Consider the following 22,750-nt stretch of genomic DNA (forward strand, 5'->3'; position numbering starts at 1 on the left):
AGGCGGCGCCTTCAGTGGCGATCACGGTCGCGTTCCTGCACATGTCGCGACCAGCTTTCGCTGAACCATGGCGTCAAAAGCGACACATTGGCATCGCGATGAGAGCGGGTGAGACCGCCATCGGCTTCGACGCAGGTCCAAACCGTAAACCCCGTCAGCTGGTGTTTTCCAAAGGTCTGGATCAGCGGAATGTCAGCGGCGTCGCGGCCCCGGGCAACGGCAATGCGCCCCGCACGGCGCGCATTGTTCTTGGCGTCGAACGTGTACCAGCGATCGCCGAGAAAGACATCGAACCAGGCATTGAAGTCCATCGGCGCCACTCTGTTCTCGGTTTCAAGGTCGGCCATGTAGCCGTTGACGTAGCGCGCCGGCATGTTCATGCAGCGGCAAAATGCGATGGCAAGGTGCGCATAGTCACGGCTGACGCCGAGGCGATCCTCGTGGGCTTCGAGCGCCGTGCGCATCGCCTGGGCGTAGCCGTAGCTGAACACCAGGCGCGCATGCACATAGTCGCAGATCGCCTGCACCCGCGGCCAACCGGGCGCCACCTCCCCGAAAAGCCTCCAGGCAAGCGCGCCCAGCCGATCGGTTTCGCAATAGCGGCTGGCGGCCAGATAGGGCAGCGTGTTCGGTGGAAGCTTCTCGACGGGCACGGCCTGCGCCTGCGGATCGGAAACGTCAGGCCGGCCGTCGTCTTCGATGACGGCATCATAGCTGAGCTTGAAGTCCCCTTCCGGCGCGATCATGCGCAGGCACGCATTGCGGTGCGGGTCGACAATCTCCTCCATCTTGACGATCGGCGAGGTTACGGGGCCACGTTCGCGCCGGATGTCAGGGCGCTTTTCGCTGGCGACGGAAAGATAAGTCATCATCGGTGTCGGCTGGGGGCAGCGGATGCCGATCTCATAGCCAATGCGCACGAACATCTCCAACCTCCCTCGTTCGGCAGGAATGTTTCGCGAACCCTTTTGTTCCCGGGATCGACGGTGAAATGGCGCTACCGTCGCCAATTGTGAACTCACGCAAAGAGAAACACCCGGCCGCTTCGATCCGGGTACGAATGGAGGGCACACGAACCACGGCGAGGCGCCGTAGCGCACCCCTTAGTCGCCCCAGAACGACGGCACTTGGCGGCATTCCTGCCCGTCTTCCTGCCCGGTCGATTTTATGCCCGAACGCGGCAGGCGACAACCGCATTCGGCGAGCCGTCCGGCGCCGCAGGAACACGGCACCGCCGGGTTTTCCGGCTTTTCAGACGGGTCGCATTGCCGTGCGGAAAGGTGGCCCGAGTGGTGCGTTCCCGCCCTACCAGCCAACGACATCCTTGAACGAATACCACCAGGAGCCGATCGTCGAATACTGCGCACGGAACATTCGCCCGCCCGGGAACGGGTACCAGGGCAGTTTCTCGAACATGTCGAAGCGCGTTGCGTCACCGTCGATCGCCTCGGCAAGCGTGCGCCCGAAAAGATGCGATCCCGTCACGCCATGGCCGCTATAGCCGTGAGCGAAATAGATATTGGCACCGATGCGGCCCATCTGCGGCACGCGGGTAAACGAGAGCGCGAAGTTGCCGCTCCAGGCATAGTCGATCTTCACGCCTTTCAGCTTCGGGAAGACCTTTTCCAGATTGGGCTTGAGCTTGGCCACGACGTCCGCCGGGTCGGTGCCGCCATAGACCGTACCGCCGCCGAAGATCATGCGCTTGTCCGCCGACAGTCTGAAATAATCGAGGATGTATCGCACGTCCTCGACGCACATGTCGCTGGGGATCAGCGAATGGGCGAGCTCCTCGCCGAGCGGCGCGGTGGTGATCATCTGGGTGGAAACAGGCATCACGCGCGAGACGAGCTTCGGCACCGCATCGCCGAGATAGGCATTGCCGCAGAGAACAACGATCCGCGCCGTGACTTCGCCACCGGCGGTATAGACCGTCGGCCTTGCCGCCTCATGGTCGACCCGCGTGACCGGTGACTGTTCGTAGATCGTGCCGCCAAGGCTTTCCAAGGCGCGCGCTTCGCCGAGCACCAGATTGAGCGGATGCATGTGGCCGCCCGTCGTATCCAGCATGCCGCCGCAATAGGCGTCGGAATTCACCAGCTTGCTGAGCGCGTCGCGGTCGAGAAGCTGATGATCGTCCATGCCGTACTTGCGCCAGAGCGCCTGCTTGGCTTCCAGTTCCTTCATGTGCGCCGGGGTGTAGGCCGCATAGATGTTGCCCGGCTTCAGATTGCAGTCGATCTGATACTGGCTGACGAGCCGGCGGATGATCTTGCCGCCCTCCTGCACCAGCCCGCCGACGAAGCGGGCTGCGTCCTCGCCGTAGCGGCGCTGGATGGTCGCAAGGCTGGCGTTGAGACCGTTGACGACCTGGCCGCCATTGCGCCCCGATGCGCCCCAGCCGACCTGCGCGCCCTCGACGACGACGACCTTGTAGCCTTTCTCGGCGAGATGGATTGCCGTCGACAGACCGGAATAGCCGGCGCCGACGACACAGACATCCGTCTCGACGCGCCCTTTGAGCGAAACCGGCGTGCGGATGATGTTGCGGGAGGAGGCGTAGTAGCTCGTGGGATAGCTGCCGTCGCCGGCATAGGATTTTTGGTTTCTCGACATCACACGATTTCCAGGTAAGCGCTGAATTCATAGTCCGTCACCTGCTCGGCAAAGCCGGCGATCTCCTGCCTCTTGCAGGCGATCAGCATCGAGCGCAGCGTCGGATCGAAGATCTCGGCGGCAATCGGCCCTGCCTCGAAGGCATCGACCGCCTGCCCCCAATCGGCGGGAATTTTGGGCAGTTTCTCCGCCGTATAGGCCCGGCCCGTCACCGGCGCCGAGGGTTTCCATTTGTTGCGGATACCGACGAGAGCCGCGCCGAGGATCGCGGCGATGACGAGATAGGGGTTAGCGTCAGCGCCGGCCACCCGGTGCTCGATGCGGCGCGCTGCCGGATTGCCGCCGGGGATGCGGATCGCCGATGTCCGGTTTTCATAGCCCCAGCACACGGCCGTCGGCGCGTGCGTATCCGGCCGCAGTCGACGGTAGGAATTGAAATGCGGCGCAAACATAAGCGTCGTTTCCGGCATGCCGCGCAAAAGGCCCGCGACGGCATTCTTGAGGACCGCCGACCCTTCGTCGCTGCCGTCGTTGAAGACATTGTTGCCATCAGCGTCGAGCAGGCTGAAATGGATGTGCATGCCGTTGCCCGAGCGGGTGCCATAGGGCTTGGCCATGAAGGTCGCCGCCAGCCCGTGCTTGCGGGCGACGCCCTTGACGATGCGCTTGAAGAAGATCGCGTCATCAGCCGCCTTCAAGGGATCGTCGGTGTGCAGCAGGTTGATCTCGAACTGGCCGATGCCATTCTCGGCGATCGCCGCATCCGCCGGCACGTTCTGGCGGGCACATTCCTTGTAGACGTCGGAGAAGAACTCGCCGAAATCGTCGAGTTCGTCGATCGACAGGATCGCATCGGAATCGAGCCGCTTGCCGGTATAGGGCGAAATCGGAGGCACGGCGCTGTCGGGCTCAGGGTCGATCAGATAGAATTCCATTTCGGTCGCGACCACGGGGCGCAACCCCAACTCCTGATACTCGCGTACGATCGCCGCCAGCGCCTGGCGCGGATCGGCGAGGAACGGCTTGCCGTCCTCGAGCAGCAGCCACAGCGGCACCAGAGCACTTGGCCGCGAGGTCCAGTTGACCGGCAACGCGCCGCGCCCGGTAACGGCGCAGATACCGTCCCTATCGCCGCTAGCAAACACCTGCTCGCTGTTGATGATGTCTTCGCCCCAGACGTCGACGCCGACGATCGACAGCGGCATGCGGATGCCGCCCCCCAGCACCTTGGAGGCCTGCTCCACGGGTACACGCTTGCCGCGCATGATACCGTTCAGGTCGCAGACCACGGCCTGGATGCTTTCGATAGGGCCGTTCTGCTCCAGCCAGGCCTTGAAGGCGCTCGGGTCTTCCGCGTCGAGGGACATATCGCAAATCTCATTTTGTGATCACATTTGCAGAAAGTTGACATAATTTAGAAGTTGGAGTCAACCTCGACGGATGTTATCAGCCCGCGATCATTCCCGCGTGGCAGAAGGAGCCTGCTGATTTGAAGACCCCATCGCTGCCTCTTCTCGACCGGCCAGAGGGCATGACCACGCATGACTATGCCTTTGCCAGGCTTCGCCAGGCGATCATGGTCGGCAGCTTCCGCCCCGGCACTTCGGTCACGATCAGGGGGCTTGCCGAAGCGCTGGAGAGCAGCCCGACGCCGGTGCGCGAGGCCCTGCGGCAGCTCACTTCCATCGGCGCTCTGCAATTCCTTGAAAACCGCCGCATCGTCGTGCCGCGCATCACGCCCGCCCGTTTCGAAGAGCTGATATCGCTTCGCATCGCGCTCGAGAGCCATGCCGCGCGCCGAGCCGTCGCCCATCTTTCGGAGCGGCAGATCGAACGAATCTCAGCGATCGACGACAGCATCGAGGACGAAATCCAACGCGGCGACCAGGTGGCGGCGCTGATCGCCAACCAGGCCTTCCACCGGACGATCTACACCGCCAATCCGGACCAGATCGTCATGCCGCTGATCGAAAGCGTCTGGCTGCAACTGGGTCCGATCCTCGGCATCGCCATGGAGCATGTGAGCGAACTCTATGTCGTCGACCGCCATCGCGAGGCGATCGACGCCTTGCGCCAACGCGACGAGGATGCCGTTGCCGATGCCATTGCAGCCGATATTCGCGAGGGTATCGGCGGCTTCGACCAGCAGGCCGTCGCGCGCCTGCTGAAGCTTGCAGCCTGACATTAAACCAACGCCATCAACTGAAATTTTAGTGTGGCTAAAATTTTCATTGACAAGCCGCGATCGCCGCAGCAAAGTTCAGGAAATACAAGTGCATAGCCCTGAAATCCTAGCGATTTCCGGGCGTGTATGTCTGTACCCACGCAGGAGATCTTCCCTTGGGGGAGGATGTGGGATGAGGGGGATTTCACAGTGGATTCGCAGTCTCGGCCGGGTGATCCGGCATCGGAGCTTCCTTCGCTCGGCGATCGGCTGCGCGAGCGGCGCAAGGCCCTGAAGCTGACGCTCAAGGAAGTTGCCGATCGGGCCGATTTCTCTGTGGGCTTCATCTCCCAGATCGAGCGCGGCATCACCGTGCCGTCGCTGACGTCGCTGGTCGCGGTCTGTCGGGTGCTGAAGGTCGAGGTCGGGACATTCCTCAATTCGCCGAGGGTGGCAACGCCATTTACCCGCCACGATCAGCGCCGCGCCTATGCGCTCGCTGGGTCGCCCGACAACAACATATCCTATGAACGCCTGTCGGCTTCCTTTCCCGGCAGCGTTCTGCGCAGCACCGTGGTGCACACACCGCCCGGCCACCGCAGCGAAGCCATGACCCACGAGGGCGAAGAGATGTTCTTCGTTCTCCAGGGCGCACTGACGATCGAGATTGATGGCGAAGAGACGGTGCTGGAAACGGGCGATTCCGCACATTTCCTGTCGGGTCTGACCCACCTCACCTGGAACCACACCAGCGAACCGACGGTGATCCTGCACACCTGCACGATGGATGTCTTCGGCGACGCGCAGGCAATGGAGACGCCGGAAGGCGCATTCGCGGTAACACGCGCCGAGGACCGTCGCAGTGCCTCGGCAAGCCCCGGCAAGGGCGCCGGATAGGATCGCCCTACAGCGCCGCGCGTCTAATTAGACGCGTAAAGGTCGCTGTAGCGCTTTGAATTGCTGCATGCGCAAACGCGTCAGCAATTGCGCCCATCAGATCACCAGCCTTTCGTCTGGACGCCTGCGTCTAGCGACCGCCGCGCGTCGATCGACGCCCGAACACGAGAGCGACGCGCGGCCCCTCACCTCACCCACAACCCTGCCGGAACCAGAACTGGAAACGCCATGAAAGAACAGACGAAAGCACGCCTTGCCGCCCTGCGGACCAAGATGAACGAAACCGGCAGCGGGCTGGTGGCACTCGCCCCCGGATCGCACATGGATTGGTTGATCGGCTATCATCCGCATCCCGACGAACGCCCCTGCCTGCTGCTGATCGGCCCGCAGAAGGAAGCCTTCCTGATGCCGGCGCTCAATGCCGAGGGCACCCGCGAACATACGGATATCGATTTCTACAACTGGTCCGATGCCGAAGGACCAGTTGAGGCTCTGACTTTGGCGCTTGCCGGGATCGGCGCGGAAAAGCCCGGCCGCGTGGTGATCGACGAGACCATGCGCGCCGATTTCGCGCTGCTGCTCATCGACAATCTGCCCGAGGACACTGCCCGCGACTTTACACCTGAGACGCTCGGTGCCCTGCGCATGCGCAAGGACAGGAGCGAATACGAGCTGCTGAAGATGAATGCCGGCATCGCCGATCGCGCCATGCAGGCGGCCTTCGCCAAGATCCGCCCCGGCATGACCGAGAAGGAACTGGCCGCAGAAATCCGCTCGCACTTCTTATCCGAAGGTGCGGCACCGGCCTTCTGGATTGTCGGCGCCGGCGGCAACGGCGCTTTCCCACATCATTCCGCCAGCGAACGGGTCATTGCCGAAGGCGACGCCGTCGTTATCGACATCGGCGGCCGCAAGCAGGGCTTCCCGAGCGACATCACCCGCATGGCGATCGTCGGCCGCGCACCGGAAGGTTACGGCCAGATCCACACGATCGTCGAGCGGGCCGTTCAGGCAGCGCTCAAGGCGGCTCGTCCAGGCGTTCTCGCCAAGACCGTGGACGATGCAGCACGCAAGGTGATCGCGGACGCCGGCTACGGCGAATATTTCGTCCACCGCACAGGTCACGGCATGGGCATCGACGGCCACGAGCCACCCTACATCACGGCAACGTCGGAAACGGTTCTGGAGGAAGGCATGGTCTTCTCGATCGAACCCGGCATCTACCTGCCCGGTCGCTTCGGCATCCGGCTCGAGGATATCGTCATCCTGCGCGCGGACGGGCCGGAAGTGCTGTCGTCGCTGCCGCGCGACGCCCATATCGCGCAAATCTGATACGGAATTTTGGGGCGCCCTCGGGCGCCACTTTTCTTTGTCCCTGCCACACACTGGCCGCTACAGCGCCGCGCGTCTTATTAGACGCGCAAAGGTCGCTGTAGCACTTTGAATTACTGCATGTTTTTATCCTTAAATCGAATACGGTTTAAGGAAACATGCAGTAGGCTATTGCGCGTAAGTCTTCTTGCGGCCGTCGGATTTGCCGCTGGCAGGCTGGTTCTGCGGCCGTTGCTGATAGACCGGTTCCCGCCTCCACTCTGGCGGCCAGATCCAGAGATAGCTGCCATAGGGCGCGCGCTTGATGCCCTGGTAATACTCGCCCTTGCCCGTGCGCATCTGCGCCTCGGCACCGCTCGTAGCAGTGCCGGCAGCGATTGCGATCGCCGCCAGGGCCACGAGCAGACGTCCTGTTTTCTTCATCTTCGAACTCCTTGCTTCGCCATATCACTCCGTGCGGAGTGCCGGGTCAACCGACGCGTGTTTATAAGTTCCTGCTTGACGACTTCCCGTGCCTTGGTCATATTGATCAGATGTCAGACCAATTTGGCGCCGAGGGGGAGGCTGAATGACTGAACAAGCAAGAGCAGCGCTTCTGCCACTGCCGCCCGCCGACCGGGCGCAACAGGTCATTGCCGCGCTCGCCGATTACATCCAACAATCTGGCCTGAAAGCCGGCGATCGCCTACCGGCGGAGCGCGAACTGATGATGGCGCTTGCCGTCGGGCGCTCGACCGTGCGCGAAGTCATCCGCCATTTCCAGGCGCTCGGCGTCGTCGAAGCGCGCAAGGGCAGCGGCACCTATCTGCTGCGCGCCATCTCGGCCGGCACCGTGCATATGCCGCTGACGCTCGACGCCGGGCATCTTCGCGACGTGCTTTTGATGACGCTCGAGGTCCGCCGCGGCATTGAAGTCGAAGCCAATATGGTCGCAGCGCGCCGACGCACCGACGCAGACCTTGAGATCATCGAAGTGAAGCTCAATGAGATGGAGCGGGTGCACATCGCCAAGGGCACCTCAGGCCCGGAAGACCTCGCCTTCCACCTGGCGATATACGACGCCACCCACAATCCCTTGTTCCGGCAGTTGCTCGAACAGATGCGGGAAGCCTTCGAACGCTTCTGGGAAGAGCCCTTCGACCGTTCGGATTTCGCCCGCCGTTCCTTCCCATTCCACCGCACCCTCTTCAACGCGATCGCGGCAAAGGATCCCGATACCGCGCGCGAAGAAACGCTGAAAATCCTCGCAATCGTCGAGGAAGACATCAAGGAAATGTCCAAATGAACAACGGCTTCGATCCGTTCGACCACGCCTCTTTGATCGTCGCGCACGACGAGGGCAATGCCTTTGACGCCGTCGTGCCGCCGATCGTCCAGACCTCGCTGTTCACCTTCAAGGACTATGACGACATGGTCGCGACCTACAAGGGCGAACGCGTGCGGCCGATCTACACCCGCGGCCTCAACCCGACGGTGCGCATGTTCGAGGAGATGCTGGCGAAACTGGAAGGGGCAGAGGACGCGATCGGCTTTGCCAGCGGCATGGCGGCAATCTCCTCCACCGTGATGTCCTTCGTCGAGCCCGGCGACCGCATCGTCGCCGTCAACCATGTCTATCCCGACGCTTTCCGGCTCTTCGGCACCCATCTGAAGCGCATGAAGGTCGAGGTGACCTATGTCGACGGCCGCGATGAGGAGGCCGTCGCCAGGGCTCTGCCCGGCGCCAAGCTCTTCTACATGGAAAGCCCGACAAGCTGGGTCATGGACACCCATGACGTGGCAGCACTGGCAAAACTCGCAAAACAGCAGGGCATCCTCACCGCCATCGACAACAGCTGGGCGAGCCCGATCTTCCAGCAGCCGATTTCGCTCGGCGTCGATCTGGTCATCCATTCGGCCTCGAAATATCTCGGCGGGCACAGCGACGTGGTCGCAGGCGTCGTCGCCGGCTCGAAGGACCTGATTGGCCGCATCCGTTCGGAAGCCTACCCCTATCTCGGCGGCAAGCTCTCGCCCTTCGATGCCTGGCTCCTGATCCGCGGTCTTCGCACCCTGCCGATCCGCATGAAGGCGCACGAGCGTTCGGCGCTGACGGTAGCGCAGCGCCTGCAGGCCCATCCGCTGGTCGAGACCGTCTGCCATCCCGGCCTTGGCAACACCTTGCCGCCGGGCCTGTCCGGCACATCGGGTCTCTTCTCTTTCATCTTCCGCGACGGCGTCGATGTCAGACGCTTCGCCGACCACCTCGACCTGTTCAAGCTCGGCGTTTCCTGGGGCGGACACGAAAGCCTGATCGTGCCGGGCGAAGTCGTGCTGTCACAGAAAGCCCAGCCCAATTCCGCGGCCGCCTTCGGCATCTCACCGCGGTCCGTACGGCTCCATGTCGGCCTGGAGGGAACGGAGGCCCTCTGGAGCGATCTTGAAGCGGCGATGTCTGCCGCTTCGTCAGGCTGACAGGAGCGGGATGCCGCATCCCGCTCATTGCATGTGGATCAACCATCAAAAAACAAAGGGAACAAATATGAGGAAACTGATTACCGCCACTCTGCTTGCCACCCTGATGGCAGGAAGTGCACTGGCCGATACCAAGCTGAAGCTGGTCGAGGTCATCACCAGCCCCGAGCGCACCGAAACGCTGAAATCGATCGTCGCCAAGTTTGAAGCCGCAAATCCGGGCACCACGGTCGAGATCATCTCACTGCCCTGGGGCGAAGCCTTCCAGAAGTTCGCGACCATGGTTTCGGCCGGCGAGCTGCCCGACGTGATGGAAATGCCCGACACCTGGCTTTCGCTCTATGCCAACAACGGCATGCTTGAAAGCCTCGAGCCCTATCTCGAAAAGTGGGAGCACACGCCGGGCCTGACCGAGCGTACGCTCGAGCTCGGCCGCGACATCAAGAACACCGCCTACATGCTGCCCTACGGCTTCTATCTGCGCGCCATGTTCTACAACAAGAAGCTCTTGTCGGAGGCCGGCGTCAGCGAACCGCCGAAGACCATGGACGATTTCGTCAAGGCATCGGAAGCCGTCTCCAAGCTGCCGGGCAAATCCGGCTACTGCCTGCGCGGCGGTCCTGGTGGCCTCAACGGCTGGGTGATGTTCGGCGCGACCATGGCCGGCAGCAACAAATTCTTCAATGAGGACGGCACGTCGACCATGAACAGCGAAGGCTGGGTCAACGGTCTCACCTGGGTGATCGACCTCTACAAGAAGGGGCTGGCGCCGAAGGACAGCGTCAACTGGGGCTTCAACGAAATCGTCGCCGGCTTCTATAGCGGCACCTGCGCCTTCCTCGACCAGGACCCGGACGCGCTGATCGCCATTGCCGAGCGGATGAAGTCGGAAGATTTCGGCGTCACCACCATGCCGAAGGGACCGAGCGGCAAGGCCTTCACCACCATCGGCTTTGCCGGCTGGTCGATGCTTGCGGCGAGCCAGAACAAGGACCTCTCCTGGAAGCTGATCGAAACGCTCGAAGGGCCCGAAGGCAACATCGAGTGGAACAAGCGCACCGGTGCCTTGCCCGTCCACAAGGCGGCGGAAAAGGATCCGTTCTATGCGAGCCCGCAGTTCAAGGGCTGGTTCGACGAGCTTGCCGACAAGGACGTCGTTTTGACGGTCATGCCGACCTACCTCGAAGAATTCGCCTTCTTCAAGGATTCGCTGGCGATCAAGACGACGCAGGAAGCCCTACTCGGCGACATCACGCCGACGGATCTCGCCAACCAGTGGGCCGAGTACCTCACCAAGGCGCAGCAGAAGCACCTCGCCAAGAAGTGAGCCTTCGACCGGCGGCGGACCTCACCGCCGCCGGTCACTCGATATGTTGAGAACAGGGCACGCCAAAAAACCGGCGGCCGCACAGGGGAAATTTCGACCGATGGCCTATGCCGCCCGCCATGACGGCCTGCCCGCACGCCGGCCGCTGATGAAGCGTATCACCGATGGTGCTGCGCCCTATCTCTATAGCGCGCCGGCGCTGATCCTGATCGTCACCGTCATGCTGGTGCCGTTGGCGCTCGGCGTCTCCTACGCCTTCCGCGATATTCAGCTGCTCAATCCATTCTCCGGCGCCTTCATCGGCCTCGACCACTTCCGGGCGCTGTCGCAGGACCAGGCTTTCTACCGGGCGCTGCGCAACACGCTGTGGTGGACGGGCGCCTCGGTCTTCCTGCAGTTTTTCCTCGGGCTGATCCTCGCTTTGCTGCTCGACAAGCCGTTTTACGGCCGAGGCCTGGCGCAGGCGCTCGTCTTCCTGCCCTGGGCGGTGCCGAGCTTCCTGGCCGGTCTCAACTGGTCCTGGCTGTTCAATCCGGTCGTCGGACCGTTGCCACACTGGTTCTACGCGCTCGGCATCATGAGCGAGCCGTCCAACATCCTTTCCGATCCGCATCTGGCGATGTGGGGGCCGATCATCGCCAATGTCTGGTGGGGCATCCCGTTCTTCGCCATCACCCTGCTTGCCGCCCTCCAGGCGATCCCGCGTGATCTCTATGAAGCCGCCAGCATCGACGGCGCCGGCCCGGTGCAGCGGTTCCTGTCGATCACCCTGCCCTTCCTGGCGCCGACGATCGCCATCACCATTCTCCTGCGCACCGTTTGGATCTCGAATTTCGCCGACCTGATCATCGTCATGACCAATGGCGGTCCGGCCGATCGCACCCAGATCGTCGCCAGCTACATCTTCACCCAGGCCTTCAAGCGGCTCGACTTCGGCTACGCTTCGGCGATCGCGCTGGTGCTTCTGGCACTGCTGCTCGCCTACTCCATGCTGATTGTCATCCTGCGCCAATGGCTGCTGAGCAAGGATTGAGACCATGCGCGCCAAACCCATCCTTCTCGTAGCCGCACATCGACTGGCGATCCTCGCCTATATCGCCTTCGCGCTCTTCCCGCTCTACTGGCTGCTGAAGGTCGCAGTCACGCCCAACGACCTGCTCTACTCCGAAGGCATTCGGATGTGGCCTTCGCGCGCCAGCCTCGAGCATTTCGATTTCGTGCTGCGCCACAGCGCCTTCCCGGTGTTCTTCAAAAACAGCCTGATCGTTTCGGGCTCGACGGCGATCATCGTCACCATCCTTGCCTCGCTCTCGGGATACGCGCTGTCGCGCTTCAACTTCCGCGGAAAGTACTGGCTGGTGGCGCTGATGCTGCTGACGCAGATGTTCCCGCTCGTCATGCTCGTCGCACCGATCTTCAAGATCCTGTCGCCGCTCGGCCTCACCAACAGCCTGACCGGCCTCGTCATCGTCTACACCGCTTTCAACGTGCCGTTTGCCACCTTCCTGATGCAGTCCTTCTTCGACGGTATTCCGAAGGATCTCGAAGAGGCGGCGATGATCGACGGCGCAACCCAGTTCGTGGCCTTCCGCCAGATCATCCTGCCGCTGACGCTTCCGGGCATTGCCGCAACCCTCGGCTTCGTCTTCACCGCTGCCTGGAGCGAGCTTCTGTTTTCGCTGATGCTGATCTCGGGCAACGACCAGGCGACTTTTCCGGTCGGGCTGCTGTCCTTCGTGTCGAAATTCTCGGTCGACTTCGGCCAGATGATGGCCGCCGGCGTGCTGGCGCTGATCCCGGCCTGCCTCTTCTTCCTGCTCATTCAACGCTATCTCGTCCAGGGCCTGACGGCCGGCGCGGTCAAAGGCTGAGGATACCACCATGGCTTCCATCGATATCGCCAACATCCGTAAATCCTACGGCATCCACCCGGTCCTGCACGATGTGGACCTGAAGATCGGCGACGGCGAATTCGTCGTGCTGGTCGGCCCGTCCGGCTGCGGCAAGTCCACCCTGCTGCGCATGATCGCCGGCCTTGAAAGCGTGACGTCAGGCGAAATCCGCATCGCCGGAAAACGCGTCAACGAACTGGCCCCGAAGGACCGCGACATCGCCATGGTGTTCCAGTCCTATGCGCTCTATCCGCATATGTCGGTCGCCAACAACATGAGCTACAGCCTAAGGCTCCGGAAGACGGCCAAGGAAAAGATCGCCAGCGTCGTCTCCGGTGCTGCGTCGAAGCTCGGTCTCGACCCGCTGCTCGAGCGTCGCCCGCGCGCCCTTTCCGGCGGCCAGCGCCAGCGCGTCGCCATGGGCCGCGCCATCGTGCGCGAACCCAAGGCCTTTCTCTTCGACGAGCCGCTGTCAAACCTCGACGCGCGCCTGCGCGAACAGATGCGCGCCGAGATCAAGAAGCTGCACAAGGATCTGGGCGCCACCTCGATCTACGTCACCCACGACCAGATCGAGGCGATGACACTTGCCGACCGGATCGTCGCCATGAACGGCGGTTTCGTGCAGCAGGTCGGCAGCCCGCTCGATCTCTACGACCGTCCGGCAAACCTCTTCGTTGCCGGCTTCATCGGCTCSCCCGGCATGAACTTCTTCGAAGGCACCTACCGAAACGGCGAAGCGCCACGTTTCGAGACTGCGGGCGGCGTAACCATTCCGGCGCAAGTGCATGCGGAACTGATTGACGGGGCCAGCACGACGCTCGGCATTCGGCCGGAACATGTCGAGCTCGGCACCACGGCGCCGGATGCGCTGAAGGCAACGGTCGACCTGGTCGAACCAACCGGCTTCGGCATCATCCTGCATTTGTCCTTCGGCAAGGCCAGCTTCAAGGCCTTTACCAACGACCGCACTTTCCTCAATGCAGCCGGCGAAATCCCGGTACGACTGCCGCCCGAGCGACTGCATTTCTTCGACGCCGCCGGCAATCGGGTCTGATTGCCGCGCCGGCCGTAGCGGCTGGCGGAAAGTGACGCGGCGCGAGCGATATCGCCCAAGACCGGAGATTGACATCTTCCGGACGAGGCGTACCGTCATGCCGTCGCAAGTATCAACCGCCCGTGGCGCCCAATTGAGAGAAGCAAGTACCGCCAATACGATGAATTGACGATAGCCTTCCTTGCCCCGCGCCCGGCGATATTGAGGAAGTGTCATGCGAAATTTTGTTGTTGCCCTTGCCTTTTCGACAACGCTGCTCTGTCCCGTCGCCGCCCTCGCGCAAGAGGGCGATGCGGGGGCCGGCGCGACCGTCTTCAAGAAATGCGCCATCTGTCATGTCGCCGACAGCGACACCAACAAGGTCGGTCCTTCGCTCAATCATGTGCTGGGCAGAACAGCCGGCACGCATCCGGACTTCAAGTATTCGCCGGCGATGATCGATGCCGGCAAGGGTGGGCTTGTCTGGGACGAGGCGACGCTGCGCGATTATCTCCACAATCCGAAGGCGAAAGTGAAGGGCACAAAGATGGTCTTTCCCGGCCTGAAGGACGAAGGCGATATCTCCAACCTGCTCGCCTATCTCAAGCAATATTCGCAGTAGACGAAATGGGTTGAGTTGCCGGCAGACGCTCAACCGAACGGTCAATTGCGAGTATTTTCCGTTCGTGCAATAATTGCATTTAGAACTCTACGGATTGCGTATTCATGCCCACAGCCGCGAGCGGCGAGGAGGGACAAGAAATGGCCGTGGTGGTTATTCTGGTTTTGCTGGCCGCCGGATCGGTGTTGTTCCATTTGTTGAGCCCATGGTGGTGGACGCCGATCGCGTCCAACTGGAACTACATAGACAATACACTCATCATCACCTTCTGGATCACCGGCGTCGTCTTCGTCGCCGTCGTCCTGTTCATGGCCTACTGCGTCCTGCGTTTTCGGCACCGCCCGGGAAACAAGGCGGCCTATGAACCTGAGAACAAGAAGCTCGAAAGCTGGCTTGCCGCCGGCACGACGCTCGGCGTCGCCGCCATGCTGACGCCTGGCCTGTTCGTCTGGCATCAGTTCGTCACCGTTCCCGACGGTGCTAGCGAGGTCGAAATCGTCGGCCAACAATGGTTGTGGAGCTACCGCCTGCCCGGCGTCGACGGCAAGCTCGGCACCTCCGAGACACGCGACGTCTCGCCGGAAAATTCGCTTGGCCTCAACCGCAACGACACGGCCGCCCTGGATGACGTCGTCATAGAAGGCGGCGAGCTGCACCTCGAGATCGGCAAGCCGGTCAAGGTGCTGCTGCGCTCCGTCGATGTGCTGCATGATTTCTACGTGCCGGAGTTCCGCGCCAAGATGGACATGGTGCCCGGCATGGTGACCTATTTCTGGCTGACCCCCACGCGCACCGGCACCTTCGAAGTGCTCTGCGCGGAGCTCTGCGGCGTCGGCCACCCGCAGATGCGCGGTACCGTCGTCGTCGACAGCGCGGAGGACTATCAGACCTGGCTCGCGAGCCAGCAGACCTTTTCGCAGTTGATGGCAGCAGCGCAGACGAAGGAAACGGCACAGGCAGAAAATGCCGCCCCGGCGCGGTAGGAGGCGCCCCGACGGCAATTGGGAGAGTATAGATGGTCGACATCCGGTCAGGCACAGATGGCGCGCTCGGACACGCCGAGGTGGAGGATGTTGAACTCTACCATCCCCACAGTTGGTGGACGCGCTATGTCTTCAGCCAGGACGCCAAGATCATCGCCGTGCAATATGCCTCGACCGCCATCGCCATCGGCATGGTTGCGTTGGTTCTCTCCTGGCTGATGCGCCTGCAGCTTGGCTTTCCCGGCGCCTTCGCCTTCATCGATGCGGAGCGTTACTACCAGTTCATCACCATGCACGGCATGATCATGGTGATCTACCTGCTGACCGCGCTGTTTCTCGGCGGCTTCGGCAACTACCTGATCCCGCTGATGCTCGGCGCACGCGACATGGTGTTTCCCTACGCCAACATGCTGAGCTACTGGCTCTACCTTCTCGCCGTGCTCGTGCTGGTCGCCAGCTTCTTTGCCCCCGGCGGACCGACCGGCGCCGGCTGGACGCTGTATCCGCCGCAAGCCGTGCTTTCAGGCACACCCGGAGGCAAGGACTGGGGCATCGTGCTGATGCTCTCCTCGCTCATCCTTTTCATCATCGGTTTCACCATGGGCGGGCTCAACTATGTGGTGACGGTGCTCCAGGGCCGCGCACGCGGCATGACGCTGATGCGTATGCCGCTGACGATCTGGGGCATCTTCACCGCGACGGTGATGGCGCTGCTCGCCTTCCCCGCCCTCTTCGTCGCCTGCGTCATGATGATGTTCGACCGGGTGCTCGGCACCAGCTTCTTCATGCCGGCGATCGTCGAAATGGGCGAACAGCTGCAGCATGGCGGTGGCAGCCCGATCCTGTTCCAGCATCTCTTCTGGTTCTTCGGCCACCCCGAAGTCTACATCGTCGCCCTTCCCGCGTTCGGCATCGTCTCCGATCTCATCAGTACCCATGCCCGAAAGAACATCTTCGGCTACCGCATGATGGTCTGGGCGATCGTCATCATCGGCGCGCTTTCCTTCGTCGTCTGGGCGCACCACATGTATGTCAGCGGCATGAACCCCTATTTCGGTTTCTTCTTCGCCACAACCACGCTGATCATTGCCGTGCCGACCGCGCTCAAGGTCTACAACTGGGTGCTGACGCTGTGGCGCGGCGATATCCATCTCAACCTGCCGATGCTGTTTGCGCTCGGTTTCATCGTTACCTTCGTCAATGGCGGGCTGACCGGCCTCTTCCTCGGCAACGTCGTCGTCGACGTGCCGCTTTCCGATACGATGTTCGTCGTTGCCCATTTCCACATGGTCATGGGTGTCGCGCCGATCCTCGTCATCTTCGGCGCCATCTATCACTGGTATCCGAAGGTCACCGGCCGCATGCTCAACGAGGCGATGGGCCAGCTTCATTTCTGGGTCACCTTCGTCGGCGCATACCTCATCTTCTTCCCGATGCACTATCTCGGCCTGATCGGCGTGCCCCGGCGCTACTACGAGATGGGCGAAACCGCCTTTGTCCCGGCCTCGGCCCACACGCTCAACGAGTTCATCACCATCGTTGCGCTCATCGTCGGCGCGGCGCAGATCGTCTTCCTCTTCAATCTCGTCTGGAGCATTCGCCACGGCCGCGAGGCCGGCGGCAATCCATGGCGGGCAACGACGCTCGAATGGCAGACGCCGGAAACGCCGCCACGCCATGGCAACTGGGGCAAGGATCTGCCGGTGGTCTATCGCTGGGCCTATGACTATAGCGTGCCCGGCGCACCGGAGGATTTCATCCCACAGAACCAGCCCGGCCCCGACAACCTGACGCGGGAGACCGCGACATGAGCGTGACACTGATCTTCCTCGCCGTCATCGCGGCGATCGCGGGATGGTGGCTGTCGCAGCAGCGGATGATGTCGAAGCCCTGGCTGGAGGTCGGCCACCACCACGACCCGCGCCCGCAGGGCCGCCACCCGATCGAACCGGCCAAAATTGGCCTCGGCGTCTTTCTCGCCGTCGTCGGCGCGCTGTTCACCCTGTTCATCAGCGCCTACTTCATGCGCATGGCATCGACCGACTGGTGGTCGACGCCGATGCCGACTCTCCTATGGCTGAACACGGCGGTGCTCGCTGCCGGAAGCCTGATGCTTCATGCCGCCAAGGTATCGGCCGAACGCCACCGTGACGAAGCAAGCCGCACGGCGCTCATCGCCGCCCTTACCTTGGGCCTCGGCTTCCTCGTCGGCCAGGTCTTCGCCTGGCGCGAGCTCACCGATGCCGGATACCTCCTCACCGGCAATGCGGCCAACAGCTTCTTCTACATGATCACCGGCATGCACGGCCTGCACATCGTCGGCGGCCTGATCGCGCTTGCCCGCACCATTCTCGCCACGCGCAAGGGGCCGATCGATGAAAGGGCGACCCTGTCAATCACGCTCTGCGCCACCTACTGGCATTTCATGCTCGCTGTCTGGCTCGTGCTGTTTGCGCTGTTTTCCGGCTGGGCCAACGACTTCATCGACCTCTGCCGGCAAATCTTGACCTAGGAGCCGCCCATGTCCGCGCCGACACATGCACCTGTCACAGAGCCCTTGCCCCGGCCTTCGGGTCTCGCCGGCTTTGCCGCCGATTGGGCATCGGATCAGCGCGCCTTCAAGAATGTCTCCTGGGGAAAGGCCATGATGTGGATCTTTCTCCTGAGCGATACCTTCGTCTTCGGCTGCTTCCTCGTCGCCTACATGTCGGCGCGCATGTCGACCGCGGTCCCCTGGCCGAACCCGAGCGAGGTCTTCGCGCTGCATATCGGCGGTTCGGACGTCCCCCTGATCCTGATCGCCATCATGACCTTCGTGCTGATTTCATCGAGCGGCACCATGGCCATGGCGGTCAACTTCGGCTATCGCCACGACCGGCGCAAGACGGCGATCCTGATGATGCTGACGGCACTCTTCGGCGCCACGTTCGTCGGCATGCAGGCCTTCGAATGGACCAAGCTGATCTCCGAAGGCGTTCGGCCCTGGGGCAACCCGTGGGGTGCGCCGCAGTTCGGCTCCACCTTCTTCATGATCACCGGCTTCCACGGAACGCACGTGACGATCGGCGTCATCTTCCTCTTGATCATCGCGCGCAAGGTCTGGCGCGGCGACTTCGAAACCGGCAAGCGCGGCTTTTTCACCAGCCGCAAGGGGCAATACGAGATCGTCGAAATCACCGGCCTTTACTGGCACTTCGTGGACCTCGTCTGGGTCTTCATCTTCGCATTCTTCTATCTCTGGTGAGGAACAGCCATGACTGACGCACCGGCACATATCGCGGTCAAAGAGCACCAACAGCACCCGATCGGTCTCTATCTGCTGGTCTGGGGCCTACTTTTCGTGCTCAGCACCTTCTCTTACCTGGTCGATTACGTCGGCCTGCAGGGCTATCTCAGATGGTCGCTGATCCTCATCTTCATGATGCTCAAGGCGGGGCTCATCGTTGCCGTCTTCATGCATATGGCCTGGGAACGTCTGGCGTTGATCTACGCGATCCTGCTGCCGCCGCTTCTGGTACTGGTCTTCGTCGCGCTGATGGTATCGGAATCGCACTACGTGCTCTTCAGCCGCCTCACCTTCTTTGGTGCCGCGCCATGACCGGGAAGTTTGCACCGCTCAGAGCAACAGCAACTTCTTGAGGACGGAGAACACTTCCTTATAGGGAAGAATGGTGACGCCGGCAGCGGCGATCGGCAGGAGGGCAGCTGCCGCCACCGGCACGACTGCCGTGCGGCTCAACAGCATCGCCGACAGCTTGCGCGTCGTTTCAAACTGTTTCGTCGGGTCGGCGATGTCATCGGCCTGCTGCTGAACCTCGTCGGTGCTTGCCGCCACCACATTGGTGCCCAGTATCTTCCGCTCGTTTGAGCGGTGATAGCGGGTCGCCTGCGTCCCCAGCATCAACAGGCTGCGCTCCTTCAACTGTCCAAGCGGCTTCGAGAAAGCCGACAGCGGGTAGGCAAAGAGCGCCAGCACGATCACCAGCCAGCCGGTTGCGATCGTGCTGAAGGTGGTGGTTGTCAGGCTTTCCTGCAGCAGATGCTTGGCGATCGCAGCACCTATCGCGGCACTGATACCGAAGATGAAGAGAACATAGGCGTTGGGATAGCTCGCAAGAAAAGAGAGCCCGCCATTGCCGTCTGGATGCGTCGCGACAAGCCGAAGTTCCAGTCGAGCGATCCGGCGCAGAAGCTGCGCCCAGACGAGGTGTCGCCACAGCCCGCGCAGCAACAGGAACACGAACAGCGGCTGGCTGACGACGATCGTCCACCAGCCGGCCGCCGTGATCCGCCGCCCCTCCGCGGAGACGTCGACTGCCCAGGATGCGACACCCGACGTGCGCATGTTGAGGTAGGCAAAGATGGCGGCAAGAAGCGCCAAGCCAAGACAGACCGCCTCCGCTAGCCGCGAGTCGCGGCGGGCAAGCGCAACCGTCACGGCGTCGCCAAATGCCTGCACCGAGCCCGGCGCGACGATCGGCGCCTTCAGGAACTGCCCGAGCTTGATGTGCAATCCGCGCTCGACCTGCTGTTCGGCCAGCACAAACGCGCCGACGCCGATGGCAAACCGGCCCCAGACGCCCAGATCACCGAGATAGGAGCCTGGCGCGTCGACGGAAAGAAAGCTGCGCGGCAGCCCAAGCAGCAACGGCACCAACCAGGCAAGCGCTACGAACAACAGCGCGCGCCTTCCGGTCTTCAGCGCATGTTCGCGTAGTAACCCGAGCCGGCGTTGCAATTCGAAAAACGGCCCGCCATGCGCGGCGAGATACTCGCCCGGCGAAAGATCGCGGCGCGGCGATGTTGCCGTTCCCTGTTCGGCGCTCTTGCGAACCTTTTCTTCAATACTCAATGGCGCTCAATCCTCGGTGATGGTCCAGTTGTCGTTGGGATTGAACTGCTTGATATCGCGCGCCATCGCAGCGGTGTCCGCGCCGAGATCCGCCTGATAGACGATGCCGTTCCGGTTGACGACAAAGGTATGAACGCCGGTCTCACCGTATTTCACCGGCCAGGCCACCAGCCCAAACCCTGCGATCATGTTGCCGTTGATGACATAATCGTAGGAGCCGCCGGCGATGTTTCCGCCCTGCCGCGTCAGGATCTTGAAGCGGTAGCCATAATAGCCTTCGTCGGCCTTGGCCTTGTCCAATTGAGCCTGCGAAAGATCGCCTGCAGGGCTGTCACCATCCCCCTGCTCTGCCGGCCAGTAGAGGCCATCGGTCTTGCCTTCGCTCGAAATCAGCTTCTGGGCATATTCGAACACGCCATCGCCGTCGTGATCTTCTTGAGTGTATTCTTCCTGCGCGTCCACATAGGCTCGCGCCGTGTTGATCGCCTCAAGCTCATTCTCACCAACGCGGCGATTGATGATCTCTTCGATCCCGGCATAGGTGTCGAACGCCCACTTGCCGTCTTCCCCCTTGACGATCGGGAAGGGCAAGGGCCAGAGCTGATCGCCGATCTCGACAATCTTGTTTTCGCCCGCGTCGGTCAGGATCACCTTTTTGGCGGCACCCGCCTTGATCTGTTCGTAGGTGTTCATCACACCTTCGCCTGTTTTCAGCTTTTCGGCATCAAGGCCCAGCAGCGCGGCAAGTTTGCCGAAATCGCTCGAACTCATTGCATCCTTGAAGGCTGAAGCCGCCTTGTCCGAATCGTCGAAGGTGGGAGGATCGGTCTGCGAGATATAGTCTGCAAGTTCGGCCGGCTGGCTCTCTGCCGCCAACGTCGCTCCGGCGTAGCCCGACAGGCCGAGCAGCAGCAGCCCGACACCCGAACGGAAAATCATGCTCTGACGATGATACCTGGTCATGACCATACCCTCCCGTTTCTCGCGCTCAACCACGACGTCCGCCACCACCGCGTCCACCGCCACCACCATGGCGAGCCCCACCGCCGCCGCCGTGTCCAACGGACCGATGCGGCACGCCCCCACTGCGGGCGCCGCCACCCATCGCCTGGCCGCCGCGCCGCGATTGCACTTGCGTCACCTTGCCCGGCCGCACTTCGCCCAGACCTGATGGCTTGCGCGGACGATTGTCGGCTTTTCCTGCCGGACGCGGCTTGCTCGCCGGTCGGTTGGCCTTGCCGCCGGAACCGCCGCCGGGTTTCGAGATGTTCCCGGGCCGCTGCGCCGCCGCGGATCCAGCGTTCGGCCTTGCATTAGCCGGCCGGTTCTTCGCACCATCGATCTTGTTGCTGCGAACATCCTTCAGATCCTTGAAGGAGCCCGTGTCTACCTTCTGGCGCAGGTTGGCACTCGCATCGCTTCTGGTGATCTTGGCCTTGTCGCGGATGTTGTTATTGCCGTTGGCTTCGATGCTGTTCTTCATGTTCGAACGGTCGAACTTGGCGAACTGGTCCTTGTCGATATTGATCTTGCTGCGGTCGACATTCTTCCAGTCGATGTCGTTGAACTTGACCTTGCCGTTGATATCGACGTTGTTGAAGCACTTGTTGCAGTCGACGTCGATGTCGCCATTGTAGCGCCCACCCCAAACACCCCAGTCGTCCCAATCGACCATCGCACCGAACACCGCGCCGGTGACCACACCGGCAAAGAACGTCGCCGTTGGATAGTAGTAGTTCGGATAGGGCTCGGGATAGTAGGACAACGGTTGGGGCGCATAGTTTGGCGCGTAGAGCATCTCCGGCTCGTATTGCGGCACATAGATCTTTTCCGGATTGGCCGCCTGAATGATGACGTTGTCGTTCTCCTGAACGACCTTCATCTTGTCGTCGGTCTTGAGCACGCCTGAAGCGACCGCCTTGTCGCGCAGCTGCTGAATGGCGATCAGCACATCCTTTTGCTGGTAGGCCATTGCATCGGAAAGGGACTGCGTCCAATCGATATCCTCGCTCATCATCTTGACGATATCGGGATAGTTCAGAAGTGAAATGACGCTGCCATCCCACGTGTCCTTGGGCTTCAGGTCCTTGTTCTTCTTGAGGTTATCAAGATAACGCTCAGCTTCGACGATCTGCAGCGGAAAGAGCGAAGCCGACGCGATGAGCGCGACCAGTTCGTCTGGATAAAGCGCGATGCGGGCGACAAGGATTTCGAGCTCTTCTTCGCTGAGCGGCTCCGGCGTGTCCGCGTCGGCCTGCTGGGCAGCCGAAGGATCGGTGGCCGCCTGCTCCTGCGCAAAGGCGCTAAAGTTGTAAGTGTAGGGCTCCGGTATCAACAAACACGCAGTCGCCAGGAAGCAGATCGATCGATGCAAACGGATGACACTCTTCACTGCCATTTCCCCTCCCCGTTCGGACGCACTGTTGCGTCACCTGTCTTGCCTGCTGGTGCGTGGGTTTCTATCTGCCTGTCTGCTGGTCTCATATGTTGGCAGCGCATCGGCCGCCGCAAGTGTTGGTTGACACTATTGCATACGCTCTCTCTTTTTCAATGCACAAATGATGACCACACGACG

General features: G+C 61.9%; 22 protein-coding genes. 15 read left to right on the forward strand and 7 right to left on the reverse strand.

Annotation, left to right across the window (positions count from 1 at the left end; genetic code table 11):
- Window positions 1-11: 11 nt before the first annotated feature.
- The 3 genes from ASD03_RS21530 to ASD03_RS21540 all read right to left on the reverse strand — a co-directional run bounded on the left by ASD03_RS21530 (window position 12) and on the right by ASD03_RS21540 (window position 3,983).
- Window positions 12-926 carry a transglutaminase family protein gene (locus ASD03_RS21530; protein ID WP_057216155.1) on the reverse strand — a complete coding sequence of 305 codons (915 nt, stop codon included), beginning with the start codon at window positions 924-926 and terminating at the stop codon, window positions 12-14.
- Between the two features lie 379 nt (window positions 927-1,305).
- Complete coding sequence (locus tag ASD03_RS21535) at window positions 1,306-2,619, reverse strand: FAD-binding oxidoreductase (RefSeq protein WP_025428183.1); 1,314 nt, start codon at window positions 2,617-2,619, stop codon at window positions 1,306-1,308.
- A complete protein-coding gene (locus tag ASD03_RS21540) occupies window positions 2,616-3,983 on the reverse strand; it encodes a glutamine synthetase family protein (RefSeq protein WP_025428184.1) in 1,368 nt (455 codons plus the stop codon). Before ASD03_RS21540 ends, ASD03_RS21535 begins: the two co-directional genes overlap by 4 nt.
- 122 nt (window positions 3,984-4,105) lie before the next feature.
- Here ASD03_RS21540 and ASD03_RS21545 point away from each other — a divergent pair, with 122 nt between their 5' ends.
- The 3 genes from ASD03_RS21545 (at window position 4,106) to ASD03_RS21555 (ending at window position 7,009) form a co-directional block, all read left to right on the forward strand.
- On the forward strand, window positions 4,106-4,798 hold the full coding sequence (locus ASD03_RS21545; protein ID WP_057216157.1) for a GntR family transcriptional regulator: 693 nt from the start codon (window positions 4,106-4,108) through the stop codon (window positions 4,796-4,798).
- Between the two features lie 192 nt (window positions 4,799-4,990).
- Window positions 4,991-5,677 (forward strand): XRE family transcriptional regulator, encoded by a 687-nt coding sequence (locus ASD03_RS21550; RefSeq protein ID WP_198956869.1) that lies wholly within the window; start codon window positions 4,991-4,993, stop codon window positions 5,675-5,677.
- Window positions 5,678-5,905: 228 nt separating this feature from the next.
- Window positions 5,906-7,009 carry an aminopeptidase P family protein gene (locus ASD03_RS21555; RefSeq protein ID WP_038576383.1) on the forward strand — a complete coding sequence of 368 codons (1,104 nt, stop codon included), beginning with the start codon at window positions 5,906-5,908 and terminating at the stop codon, window positions 7,007-7,009.
- Between the two features lie 168 nt (window positions 7,010-7,177).
- Here the strand turns inward: ASD03_RS21555 and ASD03_RS39235 are convergent, their stop codons facing one another.
- Complete coding sequence (locus ASD03_RS39235; protein ID WP_025428188.1) at window positions 7,178-7,432, reverse strand: hypothetical protein; 255 nt, start codon at window positions 7,430-7,432, stop codon at window positions 7,178-7,180.
- Between the two features lie 145 nt (window positions 7,433-7,577).
- Here ASD03_RS39235 and ASD03_RS21565 point away from each other — a divergent pair, with 145 nt between their 5' ends.
- From ASD03_RS21565 to ASD03_RS21620, 12 genes are all read left to right on the forward strand, one after another.
- Entirely contained in the window at window positions 7,578-8,294 is a 717-nt protein-coding gene (locus tag ASD03_RS21565) for a FadR/GntR family transcriptional regulator (protein WP_025428189.1), read from the forward strand.
- The gene (locus tag ASD03_RS21570; RefSeq protein ID WP_025428190.1) at window positions 8,291-9,463 is read left to right on the forward strand and encodes a PLP-dependent transferase; all 1,173 of its coding nucleotides are present in this window, start codon (window positions 8,291-8,293) and stop codon (window positions 9,461-9,463) included. Before ASD03_RS21565 ends, ASD03_RS21570 begins: the two co-directional genes overlap by 4 nt.
- A 67-nt stretch (window positions 9,464-9,530) precedes the next feature.
- Complete coding sequence (locus ASD03_RS21575) at window positions 9,531-10,790, forward strand: sugar ABC transporter substrate-binding protein (protein ID WP_025428191.1); 1,260 nt, start codon at window positions 9,531-9,533, stop codon at window positions 10,788-10,790.
- A gap of 100 nt (window positions 10,791-10,890) precedes the next feature.
- Window positions 10,891-11,823, forward strand: coding sequence for a sugar ABC transporter permease (locus ASD03_RS21580; RefSeq protein ID WP_025428192.1), 933 nt, complete (start codon window positions 10,891-10,893; stop codon window positions 11,821-11,823).
- Window positions 11,824-11,827: 4 nt separating this feature from the next.
- Window positions 11,828-12,661: a carbohydrate ABC transporter permease gene (locus tag ASD03_RS21585; protein ID WP_025428193.1), complete on the forward strand. Its 834-nt coding sequence runs from the start codon at window positions 11,828-11,830 to the stop codon at window positions 12,659-12,661.
- Between the two features lie 10 nt (window positions 12,662-12,671).
- Window positions 12,672-13,739, forward strand: a complete 1,068-nt coding sequence (ugpC, locus tag ASD03_RS21590) for a sn-glycerol-3-phosphate ABC transporter ATP-binding protein UgpC (protein ID WP_025428194.1) — start codon at window positions 12,672-12,674, stop codon at window positions 13,737-13,739.
- Between the two features lie 214 nt (window positions 13,740-13,953).
- Complete coding sequence (locus tag ASD03_RS21595) at window positions 13,954-14,340, forward strand: cytochrome c family protein (protein WP_025428195.1); 387 nt, start codon at window positions 13,954-13,956, stop codon at window positions 14,338-14,340.
- A gap of 140 nt (window positions 14,341-14,480) precedes the next feature.
- Window positions 14,481-15,323 carry a cytochrome c oxidase subunit II gene (locus ASD03_RS21600; RefSeq protein WP_025428196.1) on the forward strand — a complete coding sequence of 281 codons (843 nt, stop codon included), beginning with the start codon at window positions 14,481-14,483 and terminating at the stop codon, window positions 15,321-15,323.
- Between the two features lie 32 nt (window positions 15,324-15,355).
- Window positions 15,356-17,134, forward strand: a complete 1,779-nt coding sequence (gene ctaD, locus ASD03_RS21605) for a cytochrome c oxidase subunit I (protein WP_025428197.1) — start codon at window positions 15,356-15,358, stop codon at window positions 17,132-17,134.
- Window positions 17,131-17,835 (forward strand): cytochrome c oxidase subunit 3, encoded by a 705-nt coding sequence (locus ASD03_RS21610; RefSeq protein WP_025428198.1) that lies wholly within the window; start codon window positions 17,131-17,133, stop codon window positions 17,833-17,835. Before ctaD ends, ASD03_RS21610 begins: the two co-directional genes overlap by 4 nt.
- A 9-nt stretch (window positions 17,836-17,844) precedes the next feature.
- Window positions 17,845-18,567, forward strand: coding sequence for a heme-copper oxidase subunit III family protein (locus ASD03_RS21615; protein WP_025428199.1), 723 nt, complete (start codon window positions 17,845-17,847; stop codon window positions 18,565-18,567).
- Between the two features lie 9 nt (window positions 18,568-18,576).
- Entirely contained in the window at window positions 18,577-18,921 is a 345-nt protein-coding gene (locus ASD03_RS21620; RefSeq protein ID WP_025428200.1) for a cytochrome C oxidase subunit IV family protein, read from the forward strand.
- A gap of 18 nt (window positions 18,922-18,939) precedes the next feature.
- Here ASD03_RS21620 and ASD03_RS21625 read toward each other — a convergent pair whose 3' ends face one another.
- Genes ASD03_RS21625 through ASD03_RS21635 form a run of 3 tightly spaced genes read right to left on the reverse strand, consistent with a single transcriptional unit; the run spans window position 18,940 to window position 22,573 of the window.
- A complete protein-coding gene (locus ASD03_RS21625) occupies window positions 18,940-20,175 on the reverse strand; it encodes a hypothetical protein (RefSeq protein WP_025428201.1) in 1,236 nt (411 codons plus the stop codon).
- Between the two features lie 6 nt (window positions 20,176-20,181).
- On the reverse strand, window positions 20,182-21,114 hold the full coding sequence (locus ASD03_RS21630) for a DUF2950 domain-containing protein (RefSeq protein ID WP_225906282.1): 933 nt from the start codon (window positions 21,112-21,114) through the stop codon (window positions 20,182-20,184).
- A 49-nt stretch (window positions 21,115-21,163) separates the two neighbouring features.
- Entirely contained in the window at window positions 21,164-22,573 is a 1,410-nt protein-coding gene (locus ASD03_RS21635) for a DUF3300 domain-containing protein (RefSeq protein ID WP_025428203.1), read from the reverse strand.
- Window positions 22,574-22,750: the final 177 nt, after the last annotated feature.

This window comes from Ensifer sp. Root127, from assembly GCF_001425225.1.
GTDB classification, from domain to species: Bacteria; Pseudomonadota; Alphaproteobacteria; order Rhizobiales; family Rhizobiaceae; genus Ensifer; species Ensifer canadensis.

Excerpts from the sequence above, each read along its gene's own strand:
- ASD03_RS21600 (WP_025428196.1), top strand. The coding sequence starts at position 14,481 with ATGGCCGTGGTGGTTATTCTGGTTTTGCTGGCCGCCGGATCGGTGTTG.
- ASD03_RS21615 (WP_025428199.1), top strand. The coding sequence starts at position 17,845 with ATGTCCGCGCCGACACATGCACCTGTCACAGAGCCCTTGCCCCGGCCT.
- ASD03_RS21595 (WP_025428195.1), top strand. The coding sequence starts at position 13,954 with ATGCGAAATTTTGTTGTTGCCCTTGCCTTTTCGACAACGCTGCTCTGT.
- ASD03_RS21630 (WP_225906282.1), bottom strand. The coding sequence starts at position 21,114 with ATGATTTTCCGTTCGGGTGTCGGGCTGCTGCTGCTCGGCCTGTCGGGC.
- ASD03_RS21555 (WP_038576383.1), top strand. The coding sequence starts at position 5,906 with ATGAAAGAACAGACGAAAGCACGCCTTGCCGCCCTGCGGACCAAGATG.
- ctaD (WP_025428197.1), top strand. The coding sequence starts at position 15,356 with ATGGTCGACATCCGGTCAGGCACAGATGGCGCGCTCGGACACGCCGAG.
- ASD03_RS21610 (WP_025428198.1), top strand. The coding sequence starts at position 17,131 with ATGAGCGTGACACTGATCTTCCTCGCCGTCATCGCGGCGATCGCGGGA.
- ASD03_RS21580 (WP_025428192.1), top strand. The coding sequence starts at position 10,891 with ATGGCCTATGCCGCCCGCCATGACGGCCTGCCCGCACGCCGGCCGCTG.
- ASD03_RS21635 (WP_025428203.1), bottom strand. The coding sequence starts at position 22,573 with ATGGCAGTGAAGAGTGTCATCCGTTTGCATCGATCGATCTGCTTCCTG.
- ASD03_RS21540 (WP_025428184.1), bottom strand. The coding sequence starts at position 3,983 with ATGTCCCTCGACGCGGAAGACCCGAGCGCCTTCAAGGCCTGGCTGGAG.
- ASD03_RS21585 (WP_025428193.1), top strand. The coding sequence starts at position 11,828 with ATGCGCGCCAAACCCATCCTTCTCGTAGCCGCACATCGACTGGCGATC.
- ASD03_RS21530 (WP_057216155.1), bottom strand. The coding sequence starts at position 926 with ATGTTCGTGCGCATTGGCTATGAGATCGGCATCCGCTGCCCCCAGCCG.
- ASD03_RS21570 (WP_025428190.1), top strand. The coding sequence starts at position 8,291 with ATGAACAACGGCTTCGATCCGTTCGACCACGCCTCTTTGATCGTCGCG.
- ASD03_RS21565 (WP_025428189.1), top strand. The coding sequence starts at position 7,578 with ATGACTGAACAAGCAAGAGCAGCGCTTCTGCCACTGCCGCCCGCCGAC.
- ASD03_RS21575 (WP_025428191.1), top strand. The coding sequence starts at position 9,531 with ATGAGGAAACTGATTACCGCCACTCTGCTTGCCACCCTGATGGCAGGA.
- ASD03_RS21620 (WP_025428200.1), top strand. The coding sequence starts at position 18,577 with ATGACTGACGCACCGGCACATATCGCGGTCAAAGAGCACCAACAGCAC.
- ASD03_RS39235 (WP_025428188.1), bottom strand. The coding sequence starts at position 7,432 with ATGAAGAAAACAGGACGTCTGCTCGTGGCCCTGGCGGCGATCGCAATC.